Source organism: Amycolatopsis sp. NPDC051045 (assembly GCF_040682955.1).
Classification (GTDB): domain Bacteria; phylum Actinomycetota; class Actinomycetes; order Mycobacteriales; family Pseudonocardiaceae; genus Amycolatopsis.
In genome coordinates, this window is sequence record NZ_JBFBCC010000004.1 from 400142 (window position 1) to 423929 (window position 23788).

Annotated in this window: 30 protein-coding genes and 1 tRNA gene; 18 read left to right on the top strand and 13 right to left on the bottom strand. The window is 70.5% G+C overall.

The genetic code is table 11. The annotated features are described in order from the left end of the window. The first annotated feature begins 74 nt into the window (after positions 1 to 74). Together AB0M80_RS13040 and cutA are read left to right on the top strand one after the other, a co-directional pair. Positions 75 to 455 carry a hypothetical protein gene (locus tag AB0M80_RS13040; protein WP_364563034.1) on the top strand — a complete coding sequence of 127 codons (381 nt, stop codon included), beginning with the start codon at positions 75 to 77 and terminating at the stop codon, positions 453 to 455. 20 nt (positions 456 to 475) lie between these two features. Further along, positions 476 to 817, top strand: a complete 342-nt coding sequence (gene cutA, locus AB0M80_RS13045; RefSeq protein ID WP_364563036.1) for a divalent-cation tolerance protein CutA — start codon at positions 476 to 478, stop codon at positions 815 to 817. Here cutA and AB0M80_RS13050 read toward each other — a convergent pair. Then, on the bottom strand, positions 752 to 2101 hold the full coding sequence (locus AB0M80_RS13050) for a hypothetical protein (protein WP_364563039.1): 1350 nt from the start codon (positions 2099 to 2101) through the stop codon (positions 752 to 754). The two genes, cutA and AB0M80_RS13050, sit on opposite strands and share 66 nt — an antisense overlap. Positions 2102 to 2266: 165 nt before the next feature. On the opposite strand from AB0M80_RS13050, the gene AB0M80_RS13055 reads away from it, so the two are divergent. Further along, positions 2267 to 2467, top strand: coding sequence for a hypothetical protein (locus AB0M80_RS13055; RefSeq protein WP_364563042.1), 201 nt, complete (start codon positions 2267 to 2269; stop codon positions 2465 to 2467). Here the strand turns inward: AB0M80_RS13055 and AB0M80_RS13060 are convergent. Continuing rightward, a complete protein-coding gene (locus AB0M80_RS13060) occupies positions 2464 to 2820 on the bottom strand; it encodes a GntR family transcriptional regulator (protein WP_364563045.1) in 357 nt (118 codons plus the stop codon). The genes AB0M80_RS13055 and AB0M80_RS13060 overlap by 4 nt on opposite strands. Before the next feature lie 202 nt (positions 2821 to 3022). Between AB0M80_RS13060 and AB0M80_RS13065 the strand changes: the two genes are divergently transcribed. From AB0M80_RS13065 to AB0M80_RS13115, 11 genes are all read left to right on the top strand, one after another. Then, positions 3023 to 3286, top strand: coding sequence for a helix-turn-helix domain-containing protein (locus tag AB0M80_RS13065; RefSeq protein ID WP_364563048.1), 264 nt, complete (start codon positions 3023 to 3025; stop codon positions 3284 to 3286). Between the two features lie 2 nt (positions 3287 to 3288). Then, a complete protein-coding gene (locus tag AB0M80_RS13070) occupies positions 3289 to 3690 on the top strand; it encodes a hypothetical protein (protein ID WP_364563051.1) in 402 nt (133 codons plus the stop codon). Continuing rightward, entirely contained in the window at positions 3687 to 4076 is a 390-nt protein-coding gene (locus AB0M80_RS13075) for a hypothetical protein (protein ID WP_364563054.1), read from the top strand. The genes AB0M80_RS13070 and AB0M80_RS13075 overlap by 4 nt, the downstream gene beginning before the upstream one ends. Further along, on the top strand, positions 4076 to 4312 hold the full coding sequence (locus AB0M80_RS13080) for a hypothetical protein (protein ID WP_364563057.1): 237 nt from the start codon (positions 4076 to 4078) through the stop codon (positions 4310 to 4312). Before AB0M80_RS13075 ends, AB0M80_RS13080 begins: the two co-directional genes overlap by 1 nt. Beyond that, complete coding sequence (locus AB0M80_RS13085; RefSeq protein ID WP_364563060.1) at positions 4312 to 4641, top strand: hypothetical protein; 330 nt, start codon at positions 4312 to 4314, stop codon at positions 4639 to 4641. Before AB0M80_RS13080 ends, AB0M80_RS13085 begins: the two co-directional genes overlap by 1 nt. Further along, positions 4638 to 5609, top strand: coding sequence for a conjugal transfer protein TraI (locus AB0M80_RS13090; RefSeq protein WP_364563063.1), 972 nt, complete (start codon positions 4638 to 4640; stop codon positions 5607 to 5609). Before AB0M80_RS13085 ends, AB0M80_RS13090 begins: the two co-directional genes overlap by 4 nt. Further along, the gene (locus AB0M80_RS13095; RefSeq protein ID WP_364563066.1) at positions 5606 to 7861 is read left to right on the top strand and encodes a hypothetical protein; all 2256 of its coding nucleotides are present in this window, start codon (positions 5606 to 5608) and stop codon (positions 7859 to 7861) included. The genes AB0M80_RS13090 and AB0M80_RS13095 overlap by 4 nt, the downstream gene beginning before the upstream one ends. Before the next feature lie 245 nt (positions 7862 to 8106). Next, complete coding sequence (locus tag AB0M80_RS13100) at positions 8107 to 8607, top strand: hypothetical protein (protein WP_364563069.1); 501 nt, start codon at positions 8107 to 8109, stop codon at positions 8605 to 8607. After that, the gene (locus tag AB0M80_RS13105; protein WP_364563072.1) at positions 8607 to 9920 is read left to right on the top strand and encodes a DUF3987 domain-containing protein; all 1314 of its coding nucleotides are present in this window, start codon (positions 8607 to 8609) and stop codon (positions 9918 to 9920) included. Before AB0M80_RS13100 ends, AB0M80_RS13105 begins: the two co-directional genes overlap by 1 nt. Before the next feature lie 350 nt (positions 9921 to 10270). Then, entirely contained in the window at positions 10271 to 10486 is a 216-nt protein-coding gene (locus tag AB0M80_RS13110; RefSeq protein ID WP_364563075.1) for an excisionase family DNA-binding protein, read from the top strand. A gap of 15 nt (positions 10487 to 10501) precedes the next feature. Next, entirely contained in the window at positions 10502 to 11863 is a 1362-nt protein-coding gene (locus tag AB0M80_RS13115; protein ID WP_364563078.1) for a site-specific integrase, read from the top strand. Between the two features lie 89 nt (positions 11864 to 11952). Here AB0M80_RS13115 and AB0M80_RS13120 read toward each other — a convergent pair. The 4 genes from AB0M80_RS13120 to AB0M80_RS13135 form a co-directional block, all read right to left on the bottom strand. After that, positions 11953 to 12040 (bottom strand) — tRNA-Ser (locus AB0M80_RS13120). Positions 12041 to 12073: 33 nt separating this feature from the next. Beyond that, positions 12074 to 12289, bottom strand: a complete 216-nt coding sequence (locus tag AB0M80_RS13125; RefSeq protein WP_364563081.1) for a CsbD family protein — start codon at positions 12287 to 12289, stop codon at positions 12074 to 12076. Between the two features lie 33 nt (positions 12290 to 12322). Beyond that, the gene (locus AB0M80_RS13130) at positions 12323 to 12751 is read right to left on the bottom strand and encodes a nucleoside deaminase (protein WP_364563084.1); all 429 of its coding nucleotides are present in this window, start codon (positions 12749 to 12751) and stop codon (positions 12323 to 12325) included. 23 nt (positions 12752 to 12774) lie between these two features. After that, positions 12775 to 13257, bottom strand: coding sequence for a tRNA adenosine deaminase-associated protein (locus AB0M80_RS13135; protein ID WP_364563087.1), 483 nt, complete (start codon positions 13255 to 13257; stop codon positions 12775 to 12777). A gap of 77 nt (positions 13258 to 13334) precedes the next feature. On the opposite strand from AB0M80_RS13135, the gene AB0M80_RS13140 reads away from it, so the two are divergent. Next, positions 13335 to 14600, top strand: coding sequence for a M20 family metallopeptidase (locus AB0M80_RS13140; protein ID WP_364563090.1), 1266 nt, complete (start codon positions 13335 to 13337; stop codon positions 14598 to 14600). Here the strand turns inward: AB0M80_RS13140 and AB0M80_RS13145 are convergent. Further along, the gene (locus AB0M80_RS13145; protein ID WP_364563093.1) at positions 14561 to 16507 is read right to left on the bottom strand and encodes a phosphocholine-specific phospholipase C; all 1947 of its coding nucleotides are present in this window, start codon (positions 16505 to 16507) and stop codon (positions 14561 to 14563) included. The two genes, AB0M80_RS13140 and AB0M80_RS13145, sit on opposite strands and share 40 nt — an antisense overlap. A 78-nt stretch (positions 16508 to 16585) precedes the next feature. On the opposite strand from AB0M80_RS13145, the gene AB0M80_RS13150 reads away from it, so the two are divergent. The 3 genes from AB0M80_RS13150 (at position 16586) to thrS (ending at position 18694) form a co-directional block, all read left to right on the top strand. Next, complete coding sequence (locus AB0M80_RS13150) at positions 16586 to 16765, top strand: VOC family protein (protein ID WP_364563096.1); 180 nt, start codon at positions 16586 to 16588, stop codon at positions 16763 to 16765. Between the two features lie 25 nt (positions 16766 to 16790). Further along, on the top strand, positions 16791 to 17258 hold the full coding sequence (locus tag AB0M80_RS13155; protein WP_364563099.1) for a heme-degrading domain-containing protein: 468 nt from the start codon (positions 16791 to 16793) through the stop codon (positions 17256 to 17258). 218 nt (positions 17259 to 17476) lie between these two features. Further along, the gene (gene thrS / locus AB0M80_RS13160; protein WP_364563102.1) at positions 17477 to 18694 is read left to right on the top strand and encodes a threonine--tRNA ligase; all 1218 of its coding nucleotides are present in this window, start codon (positions 17477 to 17479) and stop codon (positions 18692 to 18694) included. Here the strand turns inward: thrS and AB0M80_RS13165 are convergent. The 6 genes from AB0M80_RS13165 to AB0M80_RS13190 all read right to left on the bottom strand — a co-directional run bounded on the left by AB0M80_RS13165 (position 18681) and on the right by AB0M80_RS13190 (position 23759). Then, complete coding sequence (locus tag AB0M80_RS13165; protein WP_364563105.1) at positions 18681 to 19523, bottom strand: MerR family transcriptional regulator; 843 nt, start codon at positions 19521 to 19523, stop codon at positions 18681 to 18683. The two genes, thrS and AB0M80_RS13165, sit on opposite strands and share 14 nt — an antisense overlap. Positions 19524 to 19635: 112 nt before the next feature. Continuing rightward, positions 19636 to 20463 carry an ABC transporter permease subunit gene (locus AB0M80_RS13170; protein ID WP_364563108.1) on the bottom strand — a complete coding sequence of 276 codons (828 nt, stop codon included), beginning with the start codon at positions 20461 to 20463 and terminating at the stop codon, positions 19636 to 19638. Beyond that, a complete protein-coding gene (locus tag AB0M80_RS13175) occupies positions 20460 to 21353 on the bottom strand; it encodes a sugar ABC transporter permease (RefSeq protein ID WP_364563111.1) in 894 nt (297 codons plus the stop codon). The genes AB0M80_RS13170 and AB0M80_RS13175 overlap by 4 nt, the downstream gene beginning before the upstream one ends. Next, a complete protein-coding gene (locus AB0M80_RS13180) occupies positions 21350 to 21490 on the bottom strand; it encodes a hypothetical protein (RefSeq protein ID WP_364563114.1) in 141 nt (46 codons plus the stop codon). The genes AB0M80_RS13175 and AB0M80_RS13180 overlap by 4 nt, the downstream gene beginning before the upstream one ends. Continuing rightward, positions 21487 to 22536, bottom strand: coding sequence for an ABC transporter ATP-binding protein (locus AB0M80_RS13185; RefSeq protein ID WP_364563117.1), 1050 nt, complete (start codon positions 22534 to 22536; stop codon positions 21487 to 21489). The genes AB0M80_RS13180 and AB0M80_RS13185 overlap by 4 nt, the downstream gene beginning before the upstream one ends. Beyond that, positions 22533 to 23759 carry an extracellular solute-binding protein gene (locus AB0M80_RS13190; RefSeq protein WP_364563120.1) on the bottom strand — a complete coding sequence of 409 codons (1227 nt, stop codon included), beginning with the start codon at positions 23757 to 23759 and terminating at the stop codon, positions 22533 to 22535. The genes AB0M80_RS13185 and AB0M80_RS13190 overlap by 4 nt, the downstream gene beginning before the upstream one ends. Positions 23760 to 23788 lie beyond the last annotated feature (29 nt).

A 23788-nucleotide genomic window follows, 5' to 3' on the forward strand; every position in this document is an offset into this window, starting at 1 on the left:
ACGAGCCCTAAGCCCGCCCATACGGCGGGTTAGGCTATGTCGGGCGGCGAAGTCGAAGCGCTAGGCTTGTGGTCATGGAGCCGCCGATGCTGAACGACCACAATCCGGAGTTCAACCAATTGGCGCCGTGCCCATGCTGCAAAGGTGATACCACATTTCGCGGCTGGGATGACGGAGAAAGTCCCGCGTCAGCCCTTCGGGAGCGGCATCACAGGAAAGAAATCGAGCGTCCGGCGTTCTGGTGCGACCACATCTACCGTGTGTGGGACGATAGCGCGGACGAGTGGGTTTACGTGGCCGAGCCGTATAATCTGCCAGACGAGGCGTTTCCCGACCTAGCGTTTCTTCGGAGCGAGGGCTGGAAGGTTCTTGTTTCCGCCCGAATGGCGCGCCATTTGCCCGGTCGGACTGTTGCCGTCTTGATCAGACGTGGTGAGTTCAGCACGGAGATTTAGCCGCGGGTACCCTCGCCTGCATGACGGACGTGTGGCAGGTTCAGGTAGCGGCCCCTTCGAAGGACGCAGCAACGGCCTTAGCTCGAAGCGCCGTCGAGGCGCGTCTGGCAGCTGGTGCTCAGGTGGTCGGGCCGGTGACGAGCGTGTTCTGGCACCAGGGCGAATTCGGTACCGGCGACGAGTGGCAGGTGCTGCTCAAGACGACCGCGGACGCCTATGCGGACCTCGAACAGCACCTGGTCGAGCACCACGAGTGGACGAACCCGGAGATCACGGCATTGCCCTTGGCGGCCGGACTAGCGCCCTACCTGGACTGGGTTCGCCGGACGACGAGCAAGCAAGTCGGCGACGCCGGCCACTGACTTGTGGTCCTCGAACCGGTCGAGCACTGCCCCGAGACGTTGCTGAGGCCGCGCCGATGCCACGTTCGAGGACAGGTCGAACGCCCTGCCGAGAGACGTAGCCGCGTGCTCGACCTCGCCCGCGTCCAAGTACGCGTCGGCCAGCCACGAGAGGTAGAGCGACTTGTCCCGTGCGTGGCTGTCGTCGTATTTCGCCATCGCCGATTCAAGCGCCGGGACGGCCCTGAGTGGGCGGCGAAGCTCCGTCCAGCAACGCCCGGCAATGATTTCCAGTTCAGTCTGGTTGTGAGCCCAGCTCGCCCAGTCCGGCGCTTCCGCTGGCGCACGAGTGTTTCCGAGGGCTTCCTCGGCCTGGCCAAGCGCGAACGCGGTCTGTTCAGCGTTCCCCGCAACCGCGTACGTCCAGGCCCCGCGCTGGTACAGCAACGACTTAACTGCGGGCTGCGCTGACCTGGCCGCGACTTCCAAGGACTTGTCCGTCAAATCCGTCGCAGCCTGCCCCAGGGAAAGGAGCTGATACGAGCGGAGGCATAGGGCGTTACCAGCCAATTCGGGGTTGCCTCCCTCGTTGGCCGCTTTGAAACTGCGCTCAAAGAGACTCTTAGCGTCGTCGTTCCAGCCAGCATCGAACGCCGCCCAGCCAGCCTGTTGCGCCTGCTCACCAAAAAGGGTCAACAGCGCACGCCGGGTCTCACCCGAGAAGTTGCCGTTCTTAAGCAGAGCGGCCGTTTTCTGAACTTCAGTCAGGTAAAGCTGGTAGGTGTCCGCGCCCCCAAGATGGTCATCTAGCCGTCGCAGGCGAACCATATTGTCGCGCAATTCGGTTACCGTGCTGGACCCAAGTCGGGTCCCACTAGTCCTGGCCGGAGTGCCAGCAATTGTGGTAGCTGCGAGTCCGACACCGAGCTTCATGAAATCGCGGCGGAGCACCGAGGAACCTCCATCTCCATTGAGAGTTTCGGTTGCGGAATCGCTCTCTCCCGAGTCGCCTTCCCAGTGCCGCGGGGCTAGGTCAAGCATCTGTCCCGGAATGCGCAGCGCGTCCGCGACCCGTTCGAAGAGTTCAACTCGTTGCGCCTGCACCCGACCGCTGATGTAGTCCTGCACCCGGGAAACGGTCAGCTCGCAGCGTCGCGCGATGTGCGATGCCGAGAAACCGACGCCACCCCACTGCTTTGCCACTTTGAAGATGCCGCCCAAGTCCCGTGCGGCACATGCCGCCTTGAAGTCCGGACGAGTGAGCACCTCCGGAGAGAGGTAGTCCGCAGGCCGTTGCCTTGGCATAACCCATCCTCCCGTAGCGGGGCTGTTCGAGACTCATGTTACCGGCGGGTTTACCCACCGTGGGTACTCAATGTGACCTTATTGCACCCCTGCGACCAGCGGTTTCCTGGATGACGTCAGCGACACCCGAACAGCGGGGCGCACCGAGGTAACACAGGAGACGCAATGGCCAAGAGTTCATTTCCCGGCCTGAAGACAAGCGGCGGCCTGCTTCCCAAGCTGATCGGAACCGGCGTCGCCATTGCACTACTGGTCCTGGTAGTGAAGCACCCCGCCGACGCCGCGACGTGGGCCAAGAACCTCGCGGGCATGGCAGGGGACGTAATCGACGGCCTGGTGTCATTCTTCCGGCAGGTCGGGAACTAGTCATGCAGCCCTACTTGCCGTTCGACGGCCGCAAGCCGTGCGCTCAAGGCCTCGATCTGCGCGAACGCGTCCTCCAGCGTCGTGGGCCGGTCCGGAACGTCAGTGGCCGGCTCGGCATGCCGCTGGCGGATGAAGGTGCCCATCCCCTGCCGGGTCGAGATCAGGCGGGCGTCCTGGAGCAGCGCGTACGCCCGCTTCACCGTGCCGACCGAGACACCGAACTCATCGGCCACCACTTGGTGCGGCGGCAGCTTGTGGCCCACCGGGTAGGTGCCGTCCTCGATTCGGGCGCGGATGGTGTCGGCGACCAGCTGGTACGACGCGCGGGGGTCGTCGGGATCGAAGTTCTCCACGTCTTTCAGGGTACGCGGACAGCCAAGCTAGGCCGTTCAGGTGATAACAGCTATGTCTGACTTGCCTAGGTATTCTGTTCTCCGTAGCGTCTCTGGTGTCGCAGGAAGCGCACACAACGCAAGCGGCCCCGGCGGTGCGGGAACACCGGCCGGGGCCTGCATCGAAACCTTGGGAGCCACGATGCGAGTTGAGGATAACGCCATGTTCCGCGTGAAAGCCGTGGCGGAACTGCTGGATGTCTCGCGGTCCACGGTCTACCGGGCCATCGAGGCCGGCGAGCTGGACGTACTGAAGATCGGCGCGGGCCGGGGTGCGATCCGGATCCCGGGCACCGCCGTGAACGTGTACCTGGACAACTGCGCGGAGCGCGGCTACGCGGACTTCGTCGAGGGCGACCAGTCCGCGGCGGACGCCGACGACCGCGAGTGCGACAAGGCCGTCACGACCGCCGGGAAGGTGGCGTGATCATGACTGCGAAGACGTTGGGCCAGGTCGGTGGCCACCAGGTCGAGTTCACCCCGGTGCACCGCGAGGACAACCCGTCCCGGGTGGTGACCACGGCGGCGCTGGGCGTGCCGCTGTCGCTGGAGGACATCACCGCAGTCCTGATGTACCTGACCGAGGGCTGTGGCCGCGACGAGCTGATCGACTGGCTGTCCGACCCGGCTGAAGTGCGGCGGCTGGTGCTGGAGTCCGCGTGGGGCCTGGGCGGGTTCGGCATCGAGCAGCAGCGGCGGCGCCTGGCGCAGATCGAGTCCGGGACCTGGGAGTCCGAGCGGCTGGACCTGGTGTGGACCTGCGCGGTTCGCGTGTTCGCCCCGGCCGGCGTGGTTCCGACCCCGCGGCGCTCCCTGGAGATGGCGCGATGAGCGGGCCGGGGTTCACCACCGTCTCGGGTGTGGCGCTGGCTCCGGCCCCACCGGAGCCCGGCCCCGACGGGGCGCCGCTGACCCGGGTGGGTCTGTGGGCGGCCGACACCGGGCGCGGCCCGGTCGTGTTGGCCGCCGACGAGATCGGGTTGGCCATCGCCCACGGCGGCCCCGTCCCGGGCCGGTACGGGCTGCTTGTCGACGAGGCCGCCCGCCAGGCACTGGCCGGCCTGGCGGGGCTGGGCCGCGCGCAGCTGCGCGAACTGGCCGCCCGCCACCGCGGCGGGGACGCCGACGTGTGGCCGGGCACCACCGCGCGGCAGGCGCTCAAGTGCGCCGCCCGCGTGACCAAGGCCGCCACCCGCACACGGGCGGGGGTGGCGTGATGTCGCTGTTCGAGGTGGTCCGCCGGTTCGGGACGTGGCGGCTGGTGCTGTTCACCGGCTCGCTGCTGGCCTTCCTGGCCCTGCACCTGATCCGCATTCCGCTGGTCCTGCTGGCCCTGGTGCTGGAAACGGCCCTCGGGCTGCTCAACGACGCCGCCACCCGGCAGGCCAGCGCCCCGCCCCGACGACCGGTCAACGACTTCTACGCCCACACCGGGCAGGCAGGAGGCGCCTGATGTCGACGCCCAAGCACAACACCCCGCCGGCCGGGACCAGGCCGGAGACCGACGCGCCGCTGACCCGCAGGGCCAGCACCGACGTGACCAGCACTGGCCCGGTCGGGCCGACCGCCACGCAGCGGGCCGCGGTGTGGTTCGGCTGCCACCTGGGCGAGGTGGTCGCCATCGCGGTCACCGGCTCGCTGACCATCACGGTCAGCGTGTGGTTCGCCGCAATCACCGTGCTGGTGGCGCTGGTCTGGATCACCCATGAGCGGCGCGCCCACCGCGCGGCCCGCACCACCACGACGACCGACGAGACCCGAGAGGCAGGTGAGCAGGCGTGAGCACCACGACGACACCGGACGGGCAGGAGCCAGACCCGGCCAACGGCTTCGCCGACCAGGTGGCGGGCTGGCTGGCCGAGACCACCGAGCCCGCTCCGGCCGGGGACGTGGTCGGTGGCGCGGATGGTGCTGTGTCGCGGCGGGTAAAGGCGATGCGGGCCGAGGTGGCCGAGGCGCGTCAGCTGGCGCCGCTGCTGGCCGAGGAAGCCCCGCTGGCGCTGGACACCGCGCGGGTGCGGCGCCGCCGCAAGCAGGGCCGCCAGGCCGCCGCGCTGCACGCCCTCGGGCAGGACCCGGCGGTGCGGGCGTGGCAGGCCGCCCGCTGGCGGCTGGTGCTCACCGTGGCCGGCGGGGTGGCGCTGGTGCTGGCGCTGGCCTGGTCCACCGCCGGAGTCCAGCGCTTCGCCGCCGAAGGCGCACCGGCGTGGTCGCCGGGGTGGGTGTTCGCGTGGCTGGTGGAGCCGTTCATGTCCCTGGCCCTGCTGACCGTGGTCGCCGCACGGGCGTTCATGGCCACCCGCGGCCGGCCACTGGACGACCGCCGTTTGGTGCGAGTCGAGCGGCTGTTCGTCGGGCTCACCCTGGGCATGAACGCCTGGCCGCACCTGCCCGGCATCGCGGACACCTTCACGGTGTCCGGGCTGGTGCTGCACATCCTCGGCCCGGTGGTCGCGGTGGCGGTGGTGACCGCGCTGCCGATCGTCTGGAACGCCTTCGCCCAGCTCGACCACACCACCACCCCGGACAGGGCGGAGACGGCCGTTACCCCCGCTACGTACAGGGGAAACGCGCCCGCACCGGCCCCCTCACTGCCCGCCGCGCCGCCCGCGCTGCTGGCCCGCGCCCGCGACCTCATCACCACCGGCACGCTGCCCGCCGCACCCTCGGCGCGGGCGCTGCGGAAGACCTTGCACTGCGGGATGGACGACGCCCGCGCCGTGCGCGACGTACTCAAGGAGCAGGCATGAACACCACCGACCACAACGACGAGCACAGCCAGCTGGCCCCAGTGCACCACCTGCCCTTGCGTTCCACCGACCAGGCGTCGGCCGACACGGCCCCGGCCGACGTGCTGGAAGGCGAGGTGCTGACCGTCGAGGAGTACACCCGCATCCAGCGAGCCAAGGCCGTCGAGCGCTACCGCGGCTACCACCAGAGCGCCGCCACTGTCGCTCAGCGCACCCGCTCGGGCGCGGGAGCGCTGGCCCGCACCACCGTCGCGGTCGTCACCCACCCCCGCACCCGCAAGACCGGCACGATCTGCGTCTACACCACCGGCGTGCTCGCCGGGCCGATCGTGGGCGTGTGGGCGACCTGGGAGCAGTTCCACAACTGGCGCACCGCCGCCGAGCACCGCGAGGGCGGCAGCCACCGCAACGACCCGATCCCCGACCGGGTCAGCACCCAGATGCGCATCCAGGAGCACCGCGAAGAACAGCTGGGCAAGATCGGCCGTGCGCTGGTCTCCCGGCCCGCGTTCGCCTTCTACACCCTGGGCGCGCTGGCCGAGGCCCCCGCGGTCATCGACTGGTACATCAACGGGTGGCCGGTGTGGGAGTACTCCCAGGCCGTGGCCACCATCGACCTGACGATCGGCGGCGCCGTCGTGGCCGCGCTGACCGTGAACGGCTGGGCCTACCTGCGCAAGGTGTTCAAGCGCCGCAACCGCAAGCGGGTCGGCACCGTCGCCGACGACGGCAACCAGCTGCCGGTGCTGCCGATCGCCGAAGCCCGCCACGACCGCGCCGCACTCGAGCTGCTGCGACGCTCGCTGCTGGCCCAGGGCGTGGAGACCAACCCGATCGCCGGACGCCGAACCGCCTGGGGCTGGGAGCTGGAACACCAGATCGTCGGCGGCTCGGGCAAGCGGCCGGCCGACGTCATCAAGAAGCTGGAGCAGATCGAAACCGACCTCGACGTGCGACAGAACGGCGTCCTGGTCCAGCCCCACACCGACCGCCGCGCCCGGTTCACCACCCGCATCATCGAGTCCGACCCCTGGGCCAAGATGCCGCCGCTTCCCGTCTACGCCAACGGTTCCCGGCGGCTGGCCGACCCGATCGAACTCGGGTTGCGGCTGGACGGGCGGACCATGTCCGCCTCGTTCCTGTCCACCCACGCGATCATCCTGGCCGCCTCCGGCGGCGGGAAGTCCGGCCTCATCCGCGCCATCGTCGACGGCCTGGCCCACACCACCGACGCGATCCTGTGGGACCTGGACCCCTCCGGCGTCGGACAGGCCCCCCAGGCCGAGGCCATGGGCCTGCGCGCCCTCTCCCCGGAGGACTGCGAACAGGCCCTCACCATCGCCCTCGGGATCGCCACCGCGCGGACCCGGATCAAGGACCGCCTCGGCATGGGCGACGAGTGGCAGCCCACCCCGGAGCACCCTGCTCTGGTGGTGCTGCTGGACGAGTTCCCGCGCCTGACCAAAGAAGCCAAGGCGCTGGCAGTGGCGCTGCTGCGGGTGGCGCGCAAGGCGGGCGTGGTGCTCATCTTCGCGTCCCAGTCGGCGAAGAAGGACGCCCTCGGCGACTCCGTGGCCGCCGAGGTGGCGTGGAAGGCCGCCGGGCCGGGCCTGGCCGACTACCAAACCCGGTTGCTGTTCGGCGACAACGCCGTGTCCGAGGGCTACACCCCGGGCAACTACCGGCCCAAGCGCGGATCGCGGCTCAACGACACCGGCACGTTCTTCCTGGAAGGCTGCGCCGAAGGCGACGAGCCGATCCCCACCCGCGCCCTGTGGTTCGACAACAAGATCGCCGAACAGCGCGCCCGCCACGCCGCCCAGGCCGGCCGCCCGCAGTGGGACACCGCCACCCTGAACGCAGCCGGGCTCACCGCCGCGCAGCTGTCCGGCTCCACCAGCCCGGAGGACGCGGCCATGGCCCAGCGGGCCGCGTTCGAGGACGAACAGCGCCGCGCCCGCCTCGGCATCCTCGGGGAGGTCGTCGACTACCTCGCCGACGACCTCGCGGCGTGGCAGGCCGGGGCCGAGGGTGCCCGCGACGCGGTGTTCTCGGCCGAGCTGGCTGAAGCGCTCGGGCGCAGCTCCGGGCGCGCCCTGGCCGGCGCCGTCGCCGACTTCGGCCTGAAGCCGGAACAGGTCCGCGGCCCCGGCGAGGACGGGGAGGACAAGCAGGCCCGTGGCTACCGCTTCGCCGACATCCTCACCGCCGTCCAGGCCGCCGAAAGCCGCACCGAGATCAACACACAGTAACCGTCGGGGTTGTGACGGCATGGCGGGCCCGGCCCGCCGCGAGCGGCGAACCGTCACAACCCGCGTGACACAACAGAACGTCACCTGACCAGCCACGACGACACTTGTGACACTTGCGGAAGTTCCCGCAGGTGACAGCCACAACCCGCCCCAGACTTCACCCCCTGGGGGTGATGCGGCAAGTGTCACAGCCCTCGCACGCCCACTCGTCACCACGCACGGTAATCAGATCTTGGGAGGCCCTCATGGCGACCGACGCCCTGACCGACCCGCGACGGCAGTTCCTCGGCGCGCTCATGCAGCTGCCCGCGCCCGCCGCCCGGGCCGCGCTGGCCGGGATGCGCGCGGACGACTTCGGCCACGGGATGGCCGCCCACGTCGCCCAGCTGGCCATCGAAACCGTGGCCGCCGGGCACGCCCCCGCACCGGTCGCCCTCTACGCCCACGCCGTCACCACCGGCCAGGCACCGGGCGAGCACCGTCGCCACTGGCTCTCCGGCTGGCTCATCGACACCTACCGCGACGCCCCGCCGGCCGCGCTCGGCCCGCACCTCAAGGCTGTCGTCCTGGAGGCCGCGTGGCGCCAGGCCGTAGCCACCCACGCCCGGCGGCTGGCCCAGGCCGCCGAAGACGCCCCCGCCGACGTGCTGCATGAGCTGACCGACGACACCACCGCCGACGAGCTGTGGACCCGCTACCAAGCCGCCTGCACCACCGAACCTGCTCCGTTGCGGAAGGCCGCCTGATGACCCGTACCCACCCACCGGCCGGACTGTCCGATCTGGACGTCCCGGCCACCCCGAGCGCGTTCGAGGCCAAGGCCGCCGCCGCGGTGGCCCGCGCCCGCGCCTGGCTGCCCGCCGTCGACGACGCGGTGTTCGGCTGCTACCTCGGGGACCTCGTAGGGCAGCTGGCCCCGACCAGCGAAGCCGACCCCATCGCCATCTACGCGTCCCTGCTGGCCTTCGCCGGAGTCCACCTCGGACAGAGCCCGCACGTGCGCGCGGGCGACGACCCGCACCCGCTGCTGGTCTGGCCGCTGATCATCGGCGACACCGCCACCGGCAAGAAAGGCACCTCGTGGTCGGCGGCCAAGCGCGTCATCGCCGACGCCGATGCCGACTTCGCCGCCGCCAACATCAAGGGCGGCCTGACCTCAGGGGAAGGGCTGGCTCAGCGCTTCGCCCTGGACAAGGACGGCGAGGCCCCGGAGGACTTGCGGCTGCTGGCGCTGGAGCCGGAGTGGGGCGGGGTCATGGCCAAGATGCGCCGTGAGGGCAACAGCCTCTCGGCCATCCTGCGCCAGGCCTGGGAAGGCGGGGACCTCTCGACCCTGACCGTCAACGCCCGCATCGCCCCGCAGTCCCACGTCGCGATCCTGGCCCACATCACCCCCGAGGAGTTCCGCTCCAAGCTCTCCGATGCCGACATGGCCGGCGGCACCTACAACCGGTTCCTCCCGCTGGCCGTGGCCTGGTCCACCGCGCTGCCCGACACCACCGGCGCGGACCCCGGCCTGGTGTGTTCGCTGGCCGCTGACCTCGCCGACCGGCTCGCCACCGGCGCCGCCCTGGGCGCGCTCGAACTCGCCGACGACGCGCGGGAGCTGTGGCGAGACCTGTACCTGGAGTTCAACACCGGCGACCACCACGCCAAGGTCGCCCAGTTCGTCTCCCGCGCCCTGCCCTACACCAAACGCGTCGCCGGGATCCACGCCGCACTCGACGGCACCCCCGTCATCCAGCCCGGCCACCTCACCGCCGCCGCCGCGCTCATCCGCTACGCCATCGACACCGCCTGCACCCTGTTCACCTCCACCGCCGCCCCCGCGAAGCTCGCCGCCTGGATCGCCGACGCGGGCGAGGCCGGCCGAACGCGCAAGGACATCACCACCGGGTTCTACGGCGGCAACACCGACCGCGCCGACATCGATGCCGTCCTGACTCAGCTCATCGACGCCGGAACCATCACCCGCAGTAGCCGACGCCCGGACAGCGGCAAGGGCCGCAGCATCGAGGTCTACACCGCCCGAGGCCACCCCACGAAGGAAACGAACTAACGAACTAACTCACTGACCAGCACAAACACCCGAACCCACGTGCTCATTAGTTCGTACCGAACGAACTAATGAGGCCAGTCCCCACCGCAAAACCGCAGGTCAGCGCATTAGTTCGTTAGTTCGTTTAGTTCGTCGCCCCGCACCCAGCCCGGCGGCTGGCCCCACCCGACTCGACCACCCACCGTCACCGCCTCCTCTGCCAGCTCACGACCCAGCCACCTCGCCACGGCTGGCAGAGAGGGCAGCAGCAACCGAGCAGGTCCACACCTCGGCGTGCGTCACCGGCTGGCCCACGCACCGCACACCCCACGACGCTCCGGCCCTCTGCCGGAGCAGAAGGAGACACCGCCATGACGACCCCGCCCGACACCACCATCAAGCAACCGCGCGAACTGCTCAAGGTCGAAGCCGCCGCGAAACGCCTCAGCGTCGGCCGCACCACCATGTTCAACCTCATCAAGGCCGGCCACATCGAAACCGTCCAAGTCGGCCGCCTCCGGCGCGTCCCCGACACCGCAATTACCGACTACATCGCCAAACTCACCGCCGCCCAGCACGCCGCCTGATCGAAAGGAAAACCGATGCCACGCAAACAACGCCCTGAAGGAACCCGTGCACCAAACGGTGCCAGCTCCATCTATCTCGGAAAGGACGGCAAGTGGCACGGCCGCGTCACCATGGGAATCCGTGACGACGGCAAGCCAGACCGACGCCACGTGAAGCGGAAGACGGAGGCGGAAGTCATCGACGCCGTGCGAAAGCTTGAGCGTCAGCGTGATTCCGGCCGCGTCCGGAAGGCCGGCCGAGGACTGACCGTTGAGCAATGGCTTACGCACTGGGTCGAGAACATCGCGGCACCCACGGTTCGCCTCACGACGATGGTCGGCTACCGCGCGTCGGTGTACAAGCACCTCATTCCGAGCATCGGTGCGCACCGGCTCGACAAGCTACAGCCTGAGCACCTCGAGGTGGCTTACCAGAAGATCCTCCGAAAAGGACTCAAGCCGTCGACCGCGCACCTCGCACACCGGACCGTCCGCGCAGCGCTCAACGAGGCGGTACGGCGGCGGCACATCACCGAGAATCCCGCGCGTATCGCGAAGGCGCCGCGCGTGGTAGAGGAAGAGATCGTGCCGTTCTCGCGCGAGGAAGCGCGGCGCCTGATCACCGCCGCCGGGGAGATCCGGAACGGCGCGCGGTTCATCATCGCGCTGTCGCTCGGGCTTCGGCGCGGGGAAGCGCTCGGGCTGAAGTGGTCCGACGTCACGATCACGTGGAAGCACGGGTGCGCGCGCGGCGAAGCCTGCCGCCGGAAGCTCACCGCGTTCGAGTGCCCGGCGCGGCGCGGTTCCGGCACGATCACCGTCCGCCGCTCGATCCAGCAACTGAACTGGCAGCACGGGTGCACCCCCGACAAGCCGTGCGGGCACGAGCACGGCGCCTACTGCCCGGAGCGGTACGGCGGCGGCCTGGTCGTCGGTGAGGTGAAGTCGCGGGCCGGGCGCCGCGTCATCGGCCTTCCTCGCCCGGTGATCGAGGCCCTAGAAGCACACCGCGTCCAGCAGGCGGAGGAACGCGAAGCGGCGGCGAACCTTTGGGAGGAAGGGGACTGGGTCTTCGCCACGCCGATCGGCCGGCCGACGCACCCGACGCCGGACAACCGGGCGTGGAAAGCCTTACTGCGCTTGGCAGGCGTGCGCAACGCGCGGCTCCACGACGCGCGGCATACGGCCGCCACGGTGCTGCTGGAGCTCAAGGTGCCGTTGCCAGCGGTGATGGAGTTGATGGGCTGGTCCAACGCGGCCGTGGCCAAGCGGTACATGCACGTCAACACCGAGCTGGTGACGTCGGTGGCGGAGCAGGTGGGCGCCCACATGTGGGCCGCTCCGGACAACGAAGACGAGGAGGACGACGGCCCGGAAGACGCGCTCGTGCCCGCCTGATCAGGGGCTAACTGAGACCCGAACTGAGACCCCTACACGAAACGCCGGACTTCCCACGAAGGGAGGTCCGGCGTTTCGCCTGTTGAGAGCGGTGGCGGTGGGATTTGAACCCACGGACGGGGATTAGCCGTCACACGATTTCGAGTCGTGCTCCTTCGGCCGCTCGGACACGCCACCGCCGAGAACAATACCCGAGCGGCCGAGAGCGCCTCACGAGGGGTCGGCCGCCCGGCCGCCACGCAGCTTGACCTGCGCCTCGCGCACCACGCGGGTCGCTCGGCGGCGGACGTCCGTTGCCGTCGAGCGGACCTGGGCCGACCTCCGCTGGGCGCGGCCCGATACCTCCAGACGGCGGTTGCCGGTCGCCGCGCCGGCCTTCTCGCGAGCACTGCCCACTGCTTGCTGGATCTTGTGCTTCATCGTCATACGGACGAAGTACCCAGCGCGGACAGCGCGAAATCAGCGCCGGGTCGCGAAGTACGTCTCCAAGAGCCCGGCGCACTCGTCCACCAGGACGCCTCCGTGGACCTCCGGCCGGTGGTTGAGCCGCCGGTCACGCACCACGTCCCACAACGACCCCACTGCGCCCGTCTTGGGCTCCCACGCCCCGAACACCAGGCGGGAGATCCGCGCCAGCACCAGCGCGCCCGCGCACATCGTGCACGGCTCCAGCGTCACCGCCAGCGTGCAGCCCTCGAGCCGCCAGCCGTCGCCGACCACTCCGGCGGCCGCACGCAGGGCCAGGATCTCCGCGTGCGCCGTCGGGTCGCCCAGCTCCACGCGCGCGTTGCGGGCCGCGGCCAGCGGGACGCCGTCGGGGCCGAACACCACCGCCCCGATCGGCACGTCCGCGCCGGGGGCGCGCGCGGCTTCCAGCGCGGCCTCCACGGCTTCGGTGTCGGACGGGCGTCTCAGAGCTCGTCCAGGAGCTTGGCGAACTCGCTGCCGAACCCGCAGCGCTGCGCGACCATCTGCAGCTGCTCGTCCGGGTAGAGGTCGACCTCGCCGATGATGACCTCCAGCTCCGGCGCGGGCAGCCCGAGATCCGCCAGGATCTCCAGGTCGCCCTCGGGCCAGACGGAGTCGTCCTCCTCGTCCGGCGGGTCGACGCGCAGGACGTCGAGGACATCCGCCGCGATGTCGTAGTCCAGCGCCGCCGCCGCGTCCGAGAGCAGCAACGACGGCCCCCGCGGGCTCGGCCGGACGATGACGAAGAACTCGTCGTCGACCGCCAGCAGCCCGAAGCTCGCGCCGGTGGAACGTAGTTTGCCCAGTTCAGTGATCGCCGCGTCCAGCTCGGTCAGCGCCCCCGGGTCGAGCGCACTGCACCGCCACCGACCGTCTTCCCGGACCACGGCTACCGCGAAGCCCGTGACCGGCTCATCCACCGCCATGCGCACACCGTATTCCGCTGCTCGGCCGAGCGCACGCACGGTGCACCCGAAGCGCCGCATGAGGCACTATCGGGACCATGACCGGCCCCACTGACCTGCCCACCCTGCCCGGCACGCCGTTCGCCGGCCTCCTCGACGACGCGCGGGCGCTGCAAGACCGCACGGTCGCGCTCCGGCGCGTCGTGCACCGCCACCCGGAGCAGGGACTCCACCTGCCGCGCACCCAGGCGGCGATCCGCGAAGCCCTCGCCGACCTGCCGCTGGAGATCACCGAAGGCAAGGCCACGACGTCGCTGACCGCCGTCCTGCGCGGCGCGCGGCCGGGCCCGGCGGTGCTGCTGCGCGGGGACATGGACGCGCTGCCCCTGACCGAGGAGACCGGCCTGGACTTCGCGTCCGAAGACCCGGAGTCGATGCACGCGTGCGGGCACGACACCCACGTCGCGATGCTGGCCTCGGCCGCGCGGCTGCTCGCCGGGCGCACGGACCAGCTGGCCGGGTCGGTCGTCTTCATGTTCCAGCCCGGCGAGGAGGGTTACCACGGCGCCCGGTTCATGATCCACGAAGGCGTGCTCGACGCGGCCGGGACGCGGGTCGAGCGCGCGTTCGGCGTCCACATCCTCGCCAACGCGCGTAGCGGGCTGCTGCAGCTGCGGCCCGGCCCGCTGATGGCCTCGGCGGACTCGTTCCACGTGCGCGTCACCGGCAAGGGCGGCCACGGCTCCGCGCCGCAGCACACGATCGACCCCGTGCCGGCGGCCGCGGCGATGGTCGGGGCGCTGCACACGATGATCACGCGCCGGGTCAGCGTCTTCGACCCCGCGGTGCTCTCGGTGACCCGGCTCCAGGCCGGCACGACGACCAACATCATCCCGGAGACCGCCGAGCTCGAAGGCACGATCCGCACGCTGTCCGAGCAGACGCGCACGCTGGTCCGCACGGAGCTGCCCAAGGTGTGCGAGCAGGTCGGCGCGGCCTACGGCTGCCGCGTGGTCGCCGACGTCGAGCCCGGCTACCCGGTGACGGTCAACGACGACCGGATCGCCGCCGAGGTGCTGCAGCTCGGCGCGGCCGTGCTGGGGCCGGACAACGTCGAGCTGCTCGCCGACCCGCTGATGGGCGCCGAGGACTTTTCCTACGTCCTGCAACGCGTTCCCGGCGCCTACGCGTTCCTCGGCGCGTGCCCGCCCGGCGTCGACCCCGCCGAGGCGGCGGCGAACCACTCCAACCGCGTGCTGTTCGACGAGGACGCGATGCCGAGCGGTGTCGCGATGCTCGCGGCCTTCGCGCTGGACGCCCTGCGTCAGGGGCCGGTCCGCGACGGGCGGCCGTCTTCCAGGTGACCGGCGAAGCGGCGGCGCCAGCCCGGCGTCTCGAACGTGACGTCGTACCAGCCGTTCCGCGCCGGCACCGGGAAGTCGTGCGAGCCGCCCGGCGGGATGGTGACGTCGTTCAGCGCGACCGGTGACGGGCCGCTGTTGGTCACCGTCACCCGCAGTGCGGGCGTGCTCACGAAGGTGACGGCGGCGTCGAGGCCCACGCCGCCCGAGGCCTCGACGATGAAGCCGTTCGGGCCGTGGACGGCGACGTCGTACGTCCCGCCGTGCGCGACTTCGCCCGTCGTCGAGCCGCCGGGCCCGACGTCGAAGCGTTGCGACGTCCCGCCCGCGTGGTAGGCGTACGCGGCCAGCTGCAACGCCTGCCTCCCGTGGTTGGCCAGGTGCAGCTTCAAGACTTCCGGCTCGGCCGAAACCCAGGCGACCGGCTGGTACGGCAGCGGACGCGCCTTCGCCGTACCCGGGTCCTGCACCAGCGCGTCCGGCCCGAGCCCGGGCTTCGGCAGCCGTGACTGCGTCCGGTCGGCTTCGGCGCGCAACGCGTCCGCGTCCGGCAGCAGCGGGATGGTCGTGTCGGGCGCGCGGAAGTCGAAACAGCTGGTCAGGTCGCCGCAGATGGCCCGGCGCCACGCCGAGATGTTCGGCTCGCGCACGCCGGTCCACGTCTCGAGGAAGCGCAGCACCGACGTGTGGTCGAAGACCTGCGAATTCACCCAGCCGCCGCGGCTCCACGGCGAAACGACGGTCATCGGCACGCGCGGGCCCAGCCCGATCGGCACGGGCGGCCCGGACGGCTCGCCCTTCTCCGGCCGGTTCCCCGGCAGGTACTCGCCGGGGGTGCCGGGTGGCGGGGTCGGCGGGACGACGTGGTCGAAGAAGCCGTCGTTTTCGTCGTAGTTGATGAAGACGACGGTCGATTCCCACAGGTCCGGCTTGTCCCACAACGCTTTCAGCATGCGCTGGACGTAGGCGGCGCCGTCGACCGGCCGCGCGGCGGGGTGCTCGCAGTAGCCGTACGGGGCCACGACCCACGAGACCGCGGGGAGCGTCCCGGCCGCGCAGTCGGCGATGAACTCGGCCAGCACGTGGTCGAGGTCCTTCCCCTTCCCCGAGTCGGGTTTGAGCTTCTTGCGCAGGTTCCCGCGTTCGGCCAGCCGGCGTTTCACCGGGTCCATCGAGTACAGCGCGTCGTGGAAGTTCTGGAAGAGCCAGAGCGGGTTGTCGCCGTAGTCGCCGACGAAGTGCTCGGGGACGCCGCGCTCCTCGTCGTTCGCGTAGATCCGCCACGAGATACCCGCCGCCTCCAGCCGCTCCGGGTACGTCGTCCAGCGGAAGGAAGGCTCGTAGTCCGGCGCGTTGCGCGTCGCGGGGCCGCCGGCGACGCCGTCCGGGTCGATCGTGCCGGTCCAGTGGTACAGCCGGTTCGGGTGCGTGGGGCCCTGGATCGAGCAGAAGTAGTGGTCGCACAGGGTGAACGCGCTCGCCAGGGCGTGCTGGAACGGGAGGTCGTCGCGGGTGAAGTACCCCATCGTCATGGGGCTCTTCGCCGCGATCCAGCGGTCGTACGCGCCGCCGTTCCACGCGCGGTGGGTGCTGTTCCAGTCGTGCGGCAGCTCGCCGAGGTCCTGACCGTCCACAACGGACGTGTCGATCCGGAACGGCAGCACCGGGCCGCCGTTCGCGCGCTGGCGGAAGACGTCGCGCAGGGCCGCGCGGTCGCCGAAGCCGCGTACGCCGGCCATGGTGCCGTAGTAGTGGTCGAACGACCGGTTCTCCTGCATCAGCACGACGACGTGGCGGACGTCGTCGATCGTGCCCGTCCGCGGCACCGGGGCGCAGGCCACGGGCAGCGCACCGGCGACCGTGGCCGCGGCCGCGCCACCGAGCACCGTGCGGCGCCGGATCCGGCCCATGCACCTCCTCCTCACGCAGCTTTCCCCACGTCAGCGCCCCGGAACGAGGGGCACCTTCCCCGCTGGGAGGTGGTACCCATGCTCGGCTCCGCGGATCTGGTCGCCTTCGCACCGTCGACCGACCTCGAGCGCTCACGTGCCTTCTACACGGATGTCGCCGGGCTCGAGTTCATCGAGCAGACCCCCTTCGCGTGCGTGTTCCCCAGTGGCGCCACCATGCTGCGCGTCACCGCCGTCGCCGAGTTCACTGGCCATTAAACAACAGTGTTGATTTAATACGTCCATGACTGAAGCCGATCGCCTCGCCCAGCTCGCCGAGCAGGAGGAACGCCTCCAGTTCACGAAGTTCGACAACGAGACCGCCCTCGCCCTCGGCCGGCAGATGCTCACGGCCGCCTCGGACCGCGGGCTGCCGGTGACGATCTCGATCCGGCGCAACGGCCAGCGGCTCTTCCACGCCGCGCTGCCCGGCACCTCGGCCGACAACGACGCCTGGATCGACCGCAAGAGCCGCGTCGTCGACCGCTACGGGCACAGCTCCTTCCTGATCGGCACGCAGTTCCGCGCGAAGGGCGGCTCGTTCGAGGAGCACTCCCGCCTCGACCTGGACCGCTACGCCGCCCACGGCGGCGTGTTCCCGGTGCTGGTGCGCGGGGTCGGGCCGATCGGCACGGTCGGGGTGTCCGGCCTCCCGCAGGCCGACGACCACGCGTTCGTCGTCGAGCAGCTGGAGCTGTTCCTGTCCTCCTGAAAACTGCCGGCCGGTTTGTCGAACCGAGGCGGCCCCGTCCGACGGGACAGCGTTGATCGAGCACGACCTGGTGGACGGCCCCCGGAGAACTGAAAACGAGTGGCCGGGGGCTGCTACCGTCGATCCCATGAAGCGCGCTGGACAGACGACGACGCCGGAGAGTGTCCCGGCGCGCTGAACGATGGCTCGAGCCCGGGGCGGTTGCCCCGGGCTTCGTCTTGTGGTCACCCGCCTCGCCGTCCACGAGGGAGTCCACAATGCACGACCACCGCAAGCTCGGCCGCGAGCTCGGCCTGTTCGGCACCGACCCGCTGATCGGCGCCGGCCTGCCCTACTGGCTGCCCGACGGCGCACTCGTCCGCCACGCACTGGAGGAGTACGTCCGCGATCTCGAACGGCGCGCGGGGTACCGGCACGTCCATTCGCCGATCCTGGGCAAACGCGAGCTGTACGAGATCTCCGGGCACTGGTCGCACTACCGCGACGACATGTACCCGCCCATGGACGTCGGTGGCGAGCAGCTCGTGCTGCGGCCGAGCCTGTGCCCGCACCACGCGTTGATCTACCGCTCGCGCGGCCGCAGCCACCGCGAACTGCCGCTGCGGATCGCCGAGCTCGGCGGGATGTACCGGGCCGAGCTCTCCGGCGTGCTCAGCGGGCTGAGCCGCGTGCGCGCGATCCAGCTCAACGACGCGCACGTCTTCTGCACCCTCGACCAGGCCGAAGACGAGGCCGTCGCCGCACTGGCCCTGATCCGGCGGGCTTACGACGCGCTGGGCATCAGTGTGGCGCGCTACCGCCTTTCCCTGCCCGGCGACGGCGGGAAGTACGTCGCCGGGGAGTGGGACCGCGCCGTGGACATCCTGCGTTCGGTCCTCGACCGCAGCGGGCTCGCCTACGACGCGGTCGAGGGCGAAGCGGCGTTCTACGGACCGAAGATCGACGTCCAGATCGCCGATGGGGCAGGCCGTGAGTCGACCCTGTCCACCGTCCAGGTCGACTTCCACCAGCCCGCGCAGTTCGGTCTCGAATACGTCGGCCCGGACGGGGCGAAGCACCGGCCGGTCATGGTGCACCGGAGCATCATCGGCAGTGTCGAACGTGCCGTGGCCCAGCTGATCGAGGTCCACGGCGGCGCGTTCCCGGCCTGGCTGGCGCCCGTGCAGCTCCGGCTGTTGCCGGTGTCCGCCGCCGAACTGCCCTGCGCGCGGGAAATCCTGGACCGGTGCGACGACCTGCGGGCGGAGATCGCGTCGGACGGCAGCCTCGGCGCGCGGATCCGGGACGGACGGCTGGTGCCCTACCAGGCCGTGCTCGGGCCGCAGGAGGTCGCCGCGGGGCAGCTTTCCGTGCGGCTGCGCGACGGCAGCCGTCTCGACGCCGCTCCCGCGGACGCCGTGCTGGCGCGGATCGGCGCGGAGGTCAGGAAGCCGTAGCCGCGGTCAGCCAGTCGAGCGTGGGCGTCAGGCTCTCCGGGGCCGCCCAGCCGTTGATCACCGCGAGCAGTTCCAGGTAACGCTCGCGGCGGGGATCGTGGACGACTCCGAGCCAGGCCCGCAGCTCGCCGGGGTCGCGGCCGAGGCCGTCGACGATCGCCGCCGCTTGCGGCGAGTCCGGGGCGACTCCGGCCGCCAGGGCCGGCGTGACGGCGTCGCGCACCTCGGCGGCCAAGTCGCGGCGCAGACCGCCTTCGTGCTGGTCCGCGAGGCGGCGCAGAGCGGCGCGGAAGTCCGCGTCCTGGGTCAGTCCGGCCAGCTCGATCCAGGCGTCGAGCTGGCCGGGACTCGGGTCTTCGGGCAGTTCCGGGGTCAACGTGCGGGCGAGCCCGGCGAGGTCGGGTCGGTCACCCAGGGCTTCGGCGAGGAAGTCGCCGATCAGGCGACGGCGTTCTACTTCGGACAGTCGGGCCAGCTGGTGCACGAGTCTCGTCTCCTCGGTGGTCGAGCCGCGGTCGGCGATCGCCGACCACACCGCGCGCCGCAGGTGGAGCACGCGGATCTCCACGGCCAGGGCCTCGGCGTGCCTCGCCGCGATGTCGGCGACGGTTGCTTCGCCGTCGACGATCCGGCGGATCGACGCCAGGTCCAGCCCCAGGTCGCGGAGCGTGCGGACGAGGTCGAGCCGGGCGAGCGCGGCGTCGTCGTACCGGCGGTGACCTGCGGCGTTGCGTCCGGACGGTGGCACGAGGCCGCGGTCGGAGTAGAACCGGACGGCCTTGATCGTCAACCCGGTGCGGCGGGCCAGGTCGCCGATCGAATAGCGCATGCCGTCAGCGTGGCACCTCCCCTCGGGGGAGGCACAAGGGTCCGGATTCGCCCGATCGTGTCGATCACCTGTTCGACTTTCCGCGGTAAAGTCGATCACATGAGCGAACGGGCTAGGTCTCCTCCCGGATCCGGGTCACCAGCTGGGTCGGGTTCACGAACCGCAACGCGACGAGAAGGAGCACGAGCATGGACGCGGTGTAGATGGTCGCCATGGCGTCGACCGACTGGTTGGCGCGGATGCCCGCGGCGAACACGGAGTTGTACAGCGCCACCACGAGGGTCGTCGAGTCCGGCCCGGCGGTGAGGAACGTCAGCTCGAACATGCCGACCGTGCGCACCAGCACCAGGATCGACGCGGCCAGGATGCCCGGCAGCAGCAGCGGGCCGAGGATGCGGGTGAACACCGAGACGGTCCGCGCGCCGGACATGCGGGCCGCGGCCTCGATCTTCGGGTCGATCTGCTCGATGAACGGCGTCATGGTCAGCACGACGAACGGTACCGACGGCACGAGGTTGGCCAGGATGACCCCGGTGATCGTGCCGGCCAGGTGGAACTTGTACAGCACGGTGGCCAGCGGGATGCCGTAGGTGATGGGAGGGATCAGGATCGGCAGCACGAACAGCAGCATCACCAGGCGCTTGCCGGGGAACGAGCGGCGGGCCAGCGCGTAGGCGGCCGGGACGCCGACCGCCACCGACACCGCGATCACCACCAGCGCGACGATCGCCGTCGTGAGGAGGACGTCCGGCAGGCCGAACTCGTGCCAGGCGTCGGCGTACCAGTGGGTGGTGAAGCCGTCCGGGAGCCAGCTGCCGAACCACTGCGTGCCGAACGAGTCGACCACCACCGAGAGCACCACGCCCGCGAGGTTGACGAAGAAGAACACGACCACGGCCCAGACGACCCAACGTCCGGGACGCGCGATCCAACCGGTCATCCCTTGCCTCCGGTCGCTCCGCGGTACAGCGTGCCACGCCACGCCATGACCAGGCCGATCACGATCAGCATGACCACCGCCATGAGCATCGCGACGGCCGAGCCCATCGAGTAGTCGTACTCCTCGAACGCGGCGTGGTAGGCCGCGATCGAGATGACGCGGGTCTCGTTCGCCGGGTCGCCGACGAGCTGGGCCGAGGGAAACACCGAAAACGCCATGACGAACGAAAGGCAGAAGGTGATCGCCAGGCCCGGCGCCAGCAGGGGCAGCGTGATCCGCCGGAAGCGCTGAACGCCGTTCGCGCCGAGCGTCGCGGCGGCCTTTTCCAGGGAGGGGTCGATGCCCGAGAGGTAGGACAACGTCAGCAGGAAGGAGAACGGGAAGCCGGTGATCACCAGCGACAGCAGCACACCGGTGTAGTTGTGGATCAGCGGCAGTGGCTGGTCGGTGACGCCGAGGACGGTGAGCACCTTGTTCAGCCAGCCCGCCGGCCCGCCGTACATGATCAGGCCCTGCGCGGTGAGGACCGTGCCGAGCGTGATCGGCACGACGAGGATCGTCGTCAGGAGGCGTTTGCCGCGGACGCGGCCGCGCATCACGTACGCGATCGGGATGCTGGCGAGGACGTTGATGAACGTCGCGGGCAGCGCGATGCCCAGCGTCGTCCAGACGGTGTTGCGCAGGTACGGGTCGCCGAAGAACCGCGCGTAGTTCGCGAAGACGCCGCCCTTGCGCGGCGCGAACGACAGTTGGAGGCCGTAGAGGAAGGGGTACAGGAACAGGCAGGCAGTGACCAGCAAGCCGGGCACCAGGAGCAGCAGGGTGCGGTCGATGCCGCGTTCGGCCAGGCGGTGCCGCAGCGCCGGGCGGGCGGTCGCCACGGCGGTCACGGCGCGGCTCCCGGGTCGCCCGCGGCCGGGACACCGGGCCTCGCGGCGGCCAGCGCGGGTGCGGTCACGGCAGGGAGCGCGGGCGCGGTCAGCGCGGTCACGGCAGGCAGCGCGGGCGCGGCGGTCAGCGCGGTCATGGCGCGAACACCAGAACCCGCTCGGCCGGGACGCCGATCTTTGCGGCGTCGCCGGGGGCGAGGCGCTTGTCCGTGCGGAAGTACACCGGCACCCCGGTCGCCAGCCGGGCCGAGACTGACAGCTCGCGGCCGTGGTACTCGACGATCTCGACCGTGACGTCGAGGGCGTTCTCGGTGCCGTCGCCGACGACGAAGTCCTCCGGGCGGATGGCCACCTTCGCCGGGCCCTCCGTGAGCGAGCCGCGGTTGGCACCGGTCAGCCGGATGCCGTCGCCCTCGACCGTGGCCGAGGGGCCCGCGGCTGCGGTGACCTGCACGTCGAGGAGGTTGCGGTAGCCCATGAAGGACGCGACGTAGCTGTTCACCGGCTGGGCGTAGACCTCCTCGGGTGTGCCGACCTGCTGGACCGCGCCCTCGCGCAGCACCACCAGGCGGTCGGCCAGCGACAGGGCCTCCTCCTGGTCGTGGGTGACGTACACCGTGGTCAGCCCGAGCGTCTGGTGGAGGCGGCGGATCTCCATCCGCATCTCCAGCCGGAGCTTGGCGTCGAGGTTGGACAGGGGCTCGTCCATCAGCACCACCGGCGGCTCCAGCACCACGGCGCGGGCGATGGCCACGCGCTGCTGCTGTCCCCCGGACAGCTGCGCGGGGAACTTCGCCGCGTGCTCGGTGAGCTGCACCAGGCGCAGCGCCTCGTCGACGCGCCGGCGGGCCTCGACCCGGCCGACCTTGCGCATCTTGAGGCCGAACCCGACGTTGGCGCGGACGGACATGTGCGGGAACAGCGCGTAGTTCTGGAACACCATCCCGAACCCGCGCTGCTCCGGCGGCTGCCCGTCGATCCGGGTGTCGTCGAGCCAGATGCTGCCCGCGGTCAGGGGCAGCAAGCCGGCCAGGCAGTTCAGCGCGGTCGACTTGCCGCAGCCGGACGGGCCGAGCAGGGCCACGAACTCGCCCCTGGCGATGGCGAGGTCGAGGCCGCGCAGGGCGTTCGCGGTGCCGAAGCTGCGCGAGACGCCGTCCAGCCGCAGCTGCTCGAACGTCACTTCTTGCCGACCTTCGAGCCGCCGACCAGCTGGTTCCACTTGTCGAACGCCTTGACCTGCTGCTCGGTCGGCAGCGAGGTCTCCTTGGGGTACTGCGCGATCCACTGCTCGTACTCCGGGCGCCCGAACCGCTGGATCGTGTCCTGGCTCTTCTGGGGCGCCATCTGCAGGGTGACGTCCTTGACCGCGGGGCCGGGGTAGAAGTAACCGTCGTCGTAGGCGATCGCCTGCTGGTCCGGCTTGAGCATCCACGCGATCAGCTGCAGGATCGCCGACTCCTGGTCGGGCGAGAGACCCTTGGGGATCAGGGCGTACTGGGCGTCGGTGACCCAGTGCATCGGCTGCATGATCGCGGTCTTGACCGTGTTGGGCACGGTGCCGAGCTTGCGCGGGTTGATGTCCCAGCCGGTGGTCGACGTGATCATGTCCACCGCCCCGGACGCGAGGTTCTTCATCGTCTCCGTGGTGCCCGACGGGTAGTACTTCACGTACTTGCCGAGCTCCTGCAGGAACGCCCAGGTCTTGTCCCAGCCCTTGTCCGGGTCCTTCGGGTCCTTGTCCCCGAGCAGGTACGGCAGGCCCATCAGGAAGGTCCGGCCCGGGCCGGAGTTCGACGGCTGGGCGTACTGGAACTTCTCCGGGTGCGCCTTCGCCCAGTCGAGCAGCTGCTGCGGGGACGCGGGGGCGGCAGGTACCGCGCCGGGGTTGAACTCCAGGAGCGGACCCGACGGGTAGTACACGACCTCGATGCCGTAGCCGTTGGCCAGTTCCTGCATCTTGGCCGCGGGCTCGAGGTAGTTCTGCATCAGGTTCGGGAACCGGCCGGCGAAGTCGGGGAGGACCTTCGCGAGGGTGCCGTTCGCGATGCCGGCGGAGAGACCGTCGGTACCGCTGAGGACCAGGTGGGTCTGGGCGACGCCGCCGTCCTGCTCGGCCTTCAGCTTGCCCGCCATGCTCGGCGCGGGCGCCGTCGAATAGGTGACCTTCGAGAGCACTTCCGGGTGGGCGGCCTTGAAGTTCTCGATCATCTGCTTGGTGAGCTGCAGGTTGCCCGCCACGTCGAGGATGTTCAGCTCGACCGGCTTGCCCGGTTTTTCGGGCACGGCTTGGGGATCCGCCGCTTGGCCGCCGTCGCCGCCGGGGGCGCCGCAGGCCGCGAGACCGGCGGCGAGGCTCACCGCCAGCAACACTCGTCGGAATCGGAAGCCGGTGCAACGCTGCATGGCTGCTCCCTAGGTCCGTGATAATGTTG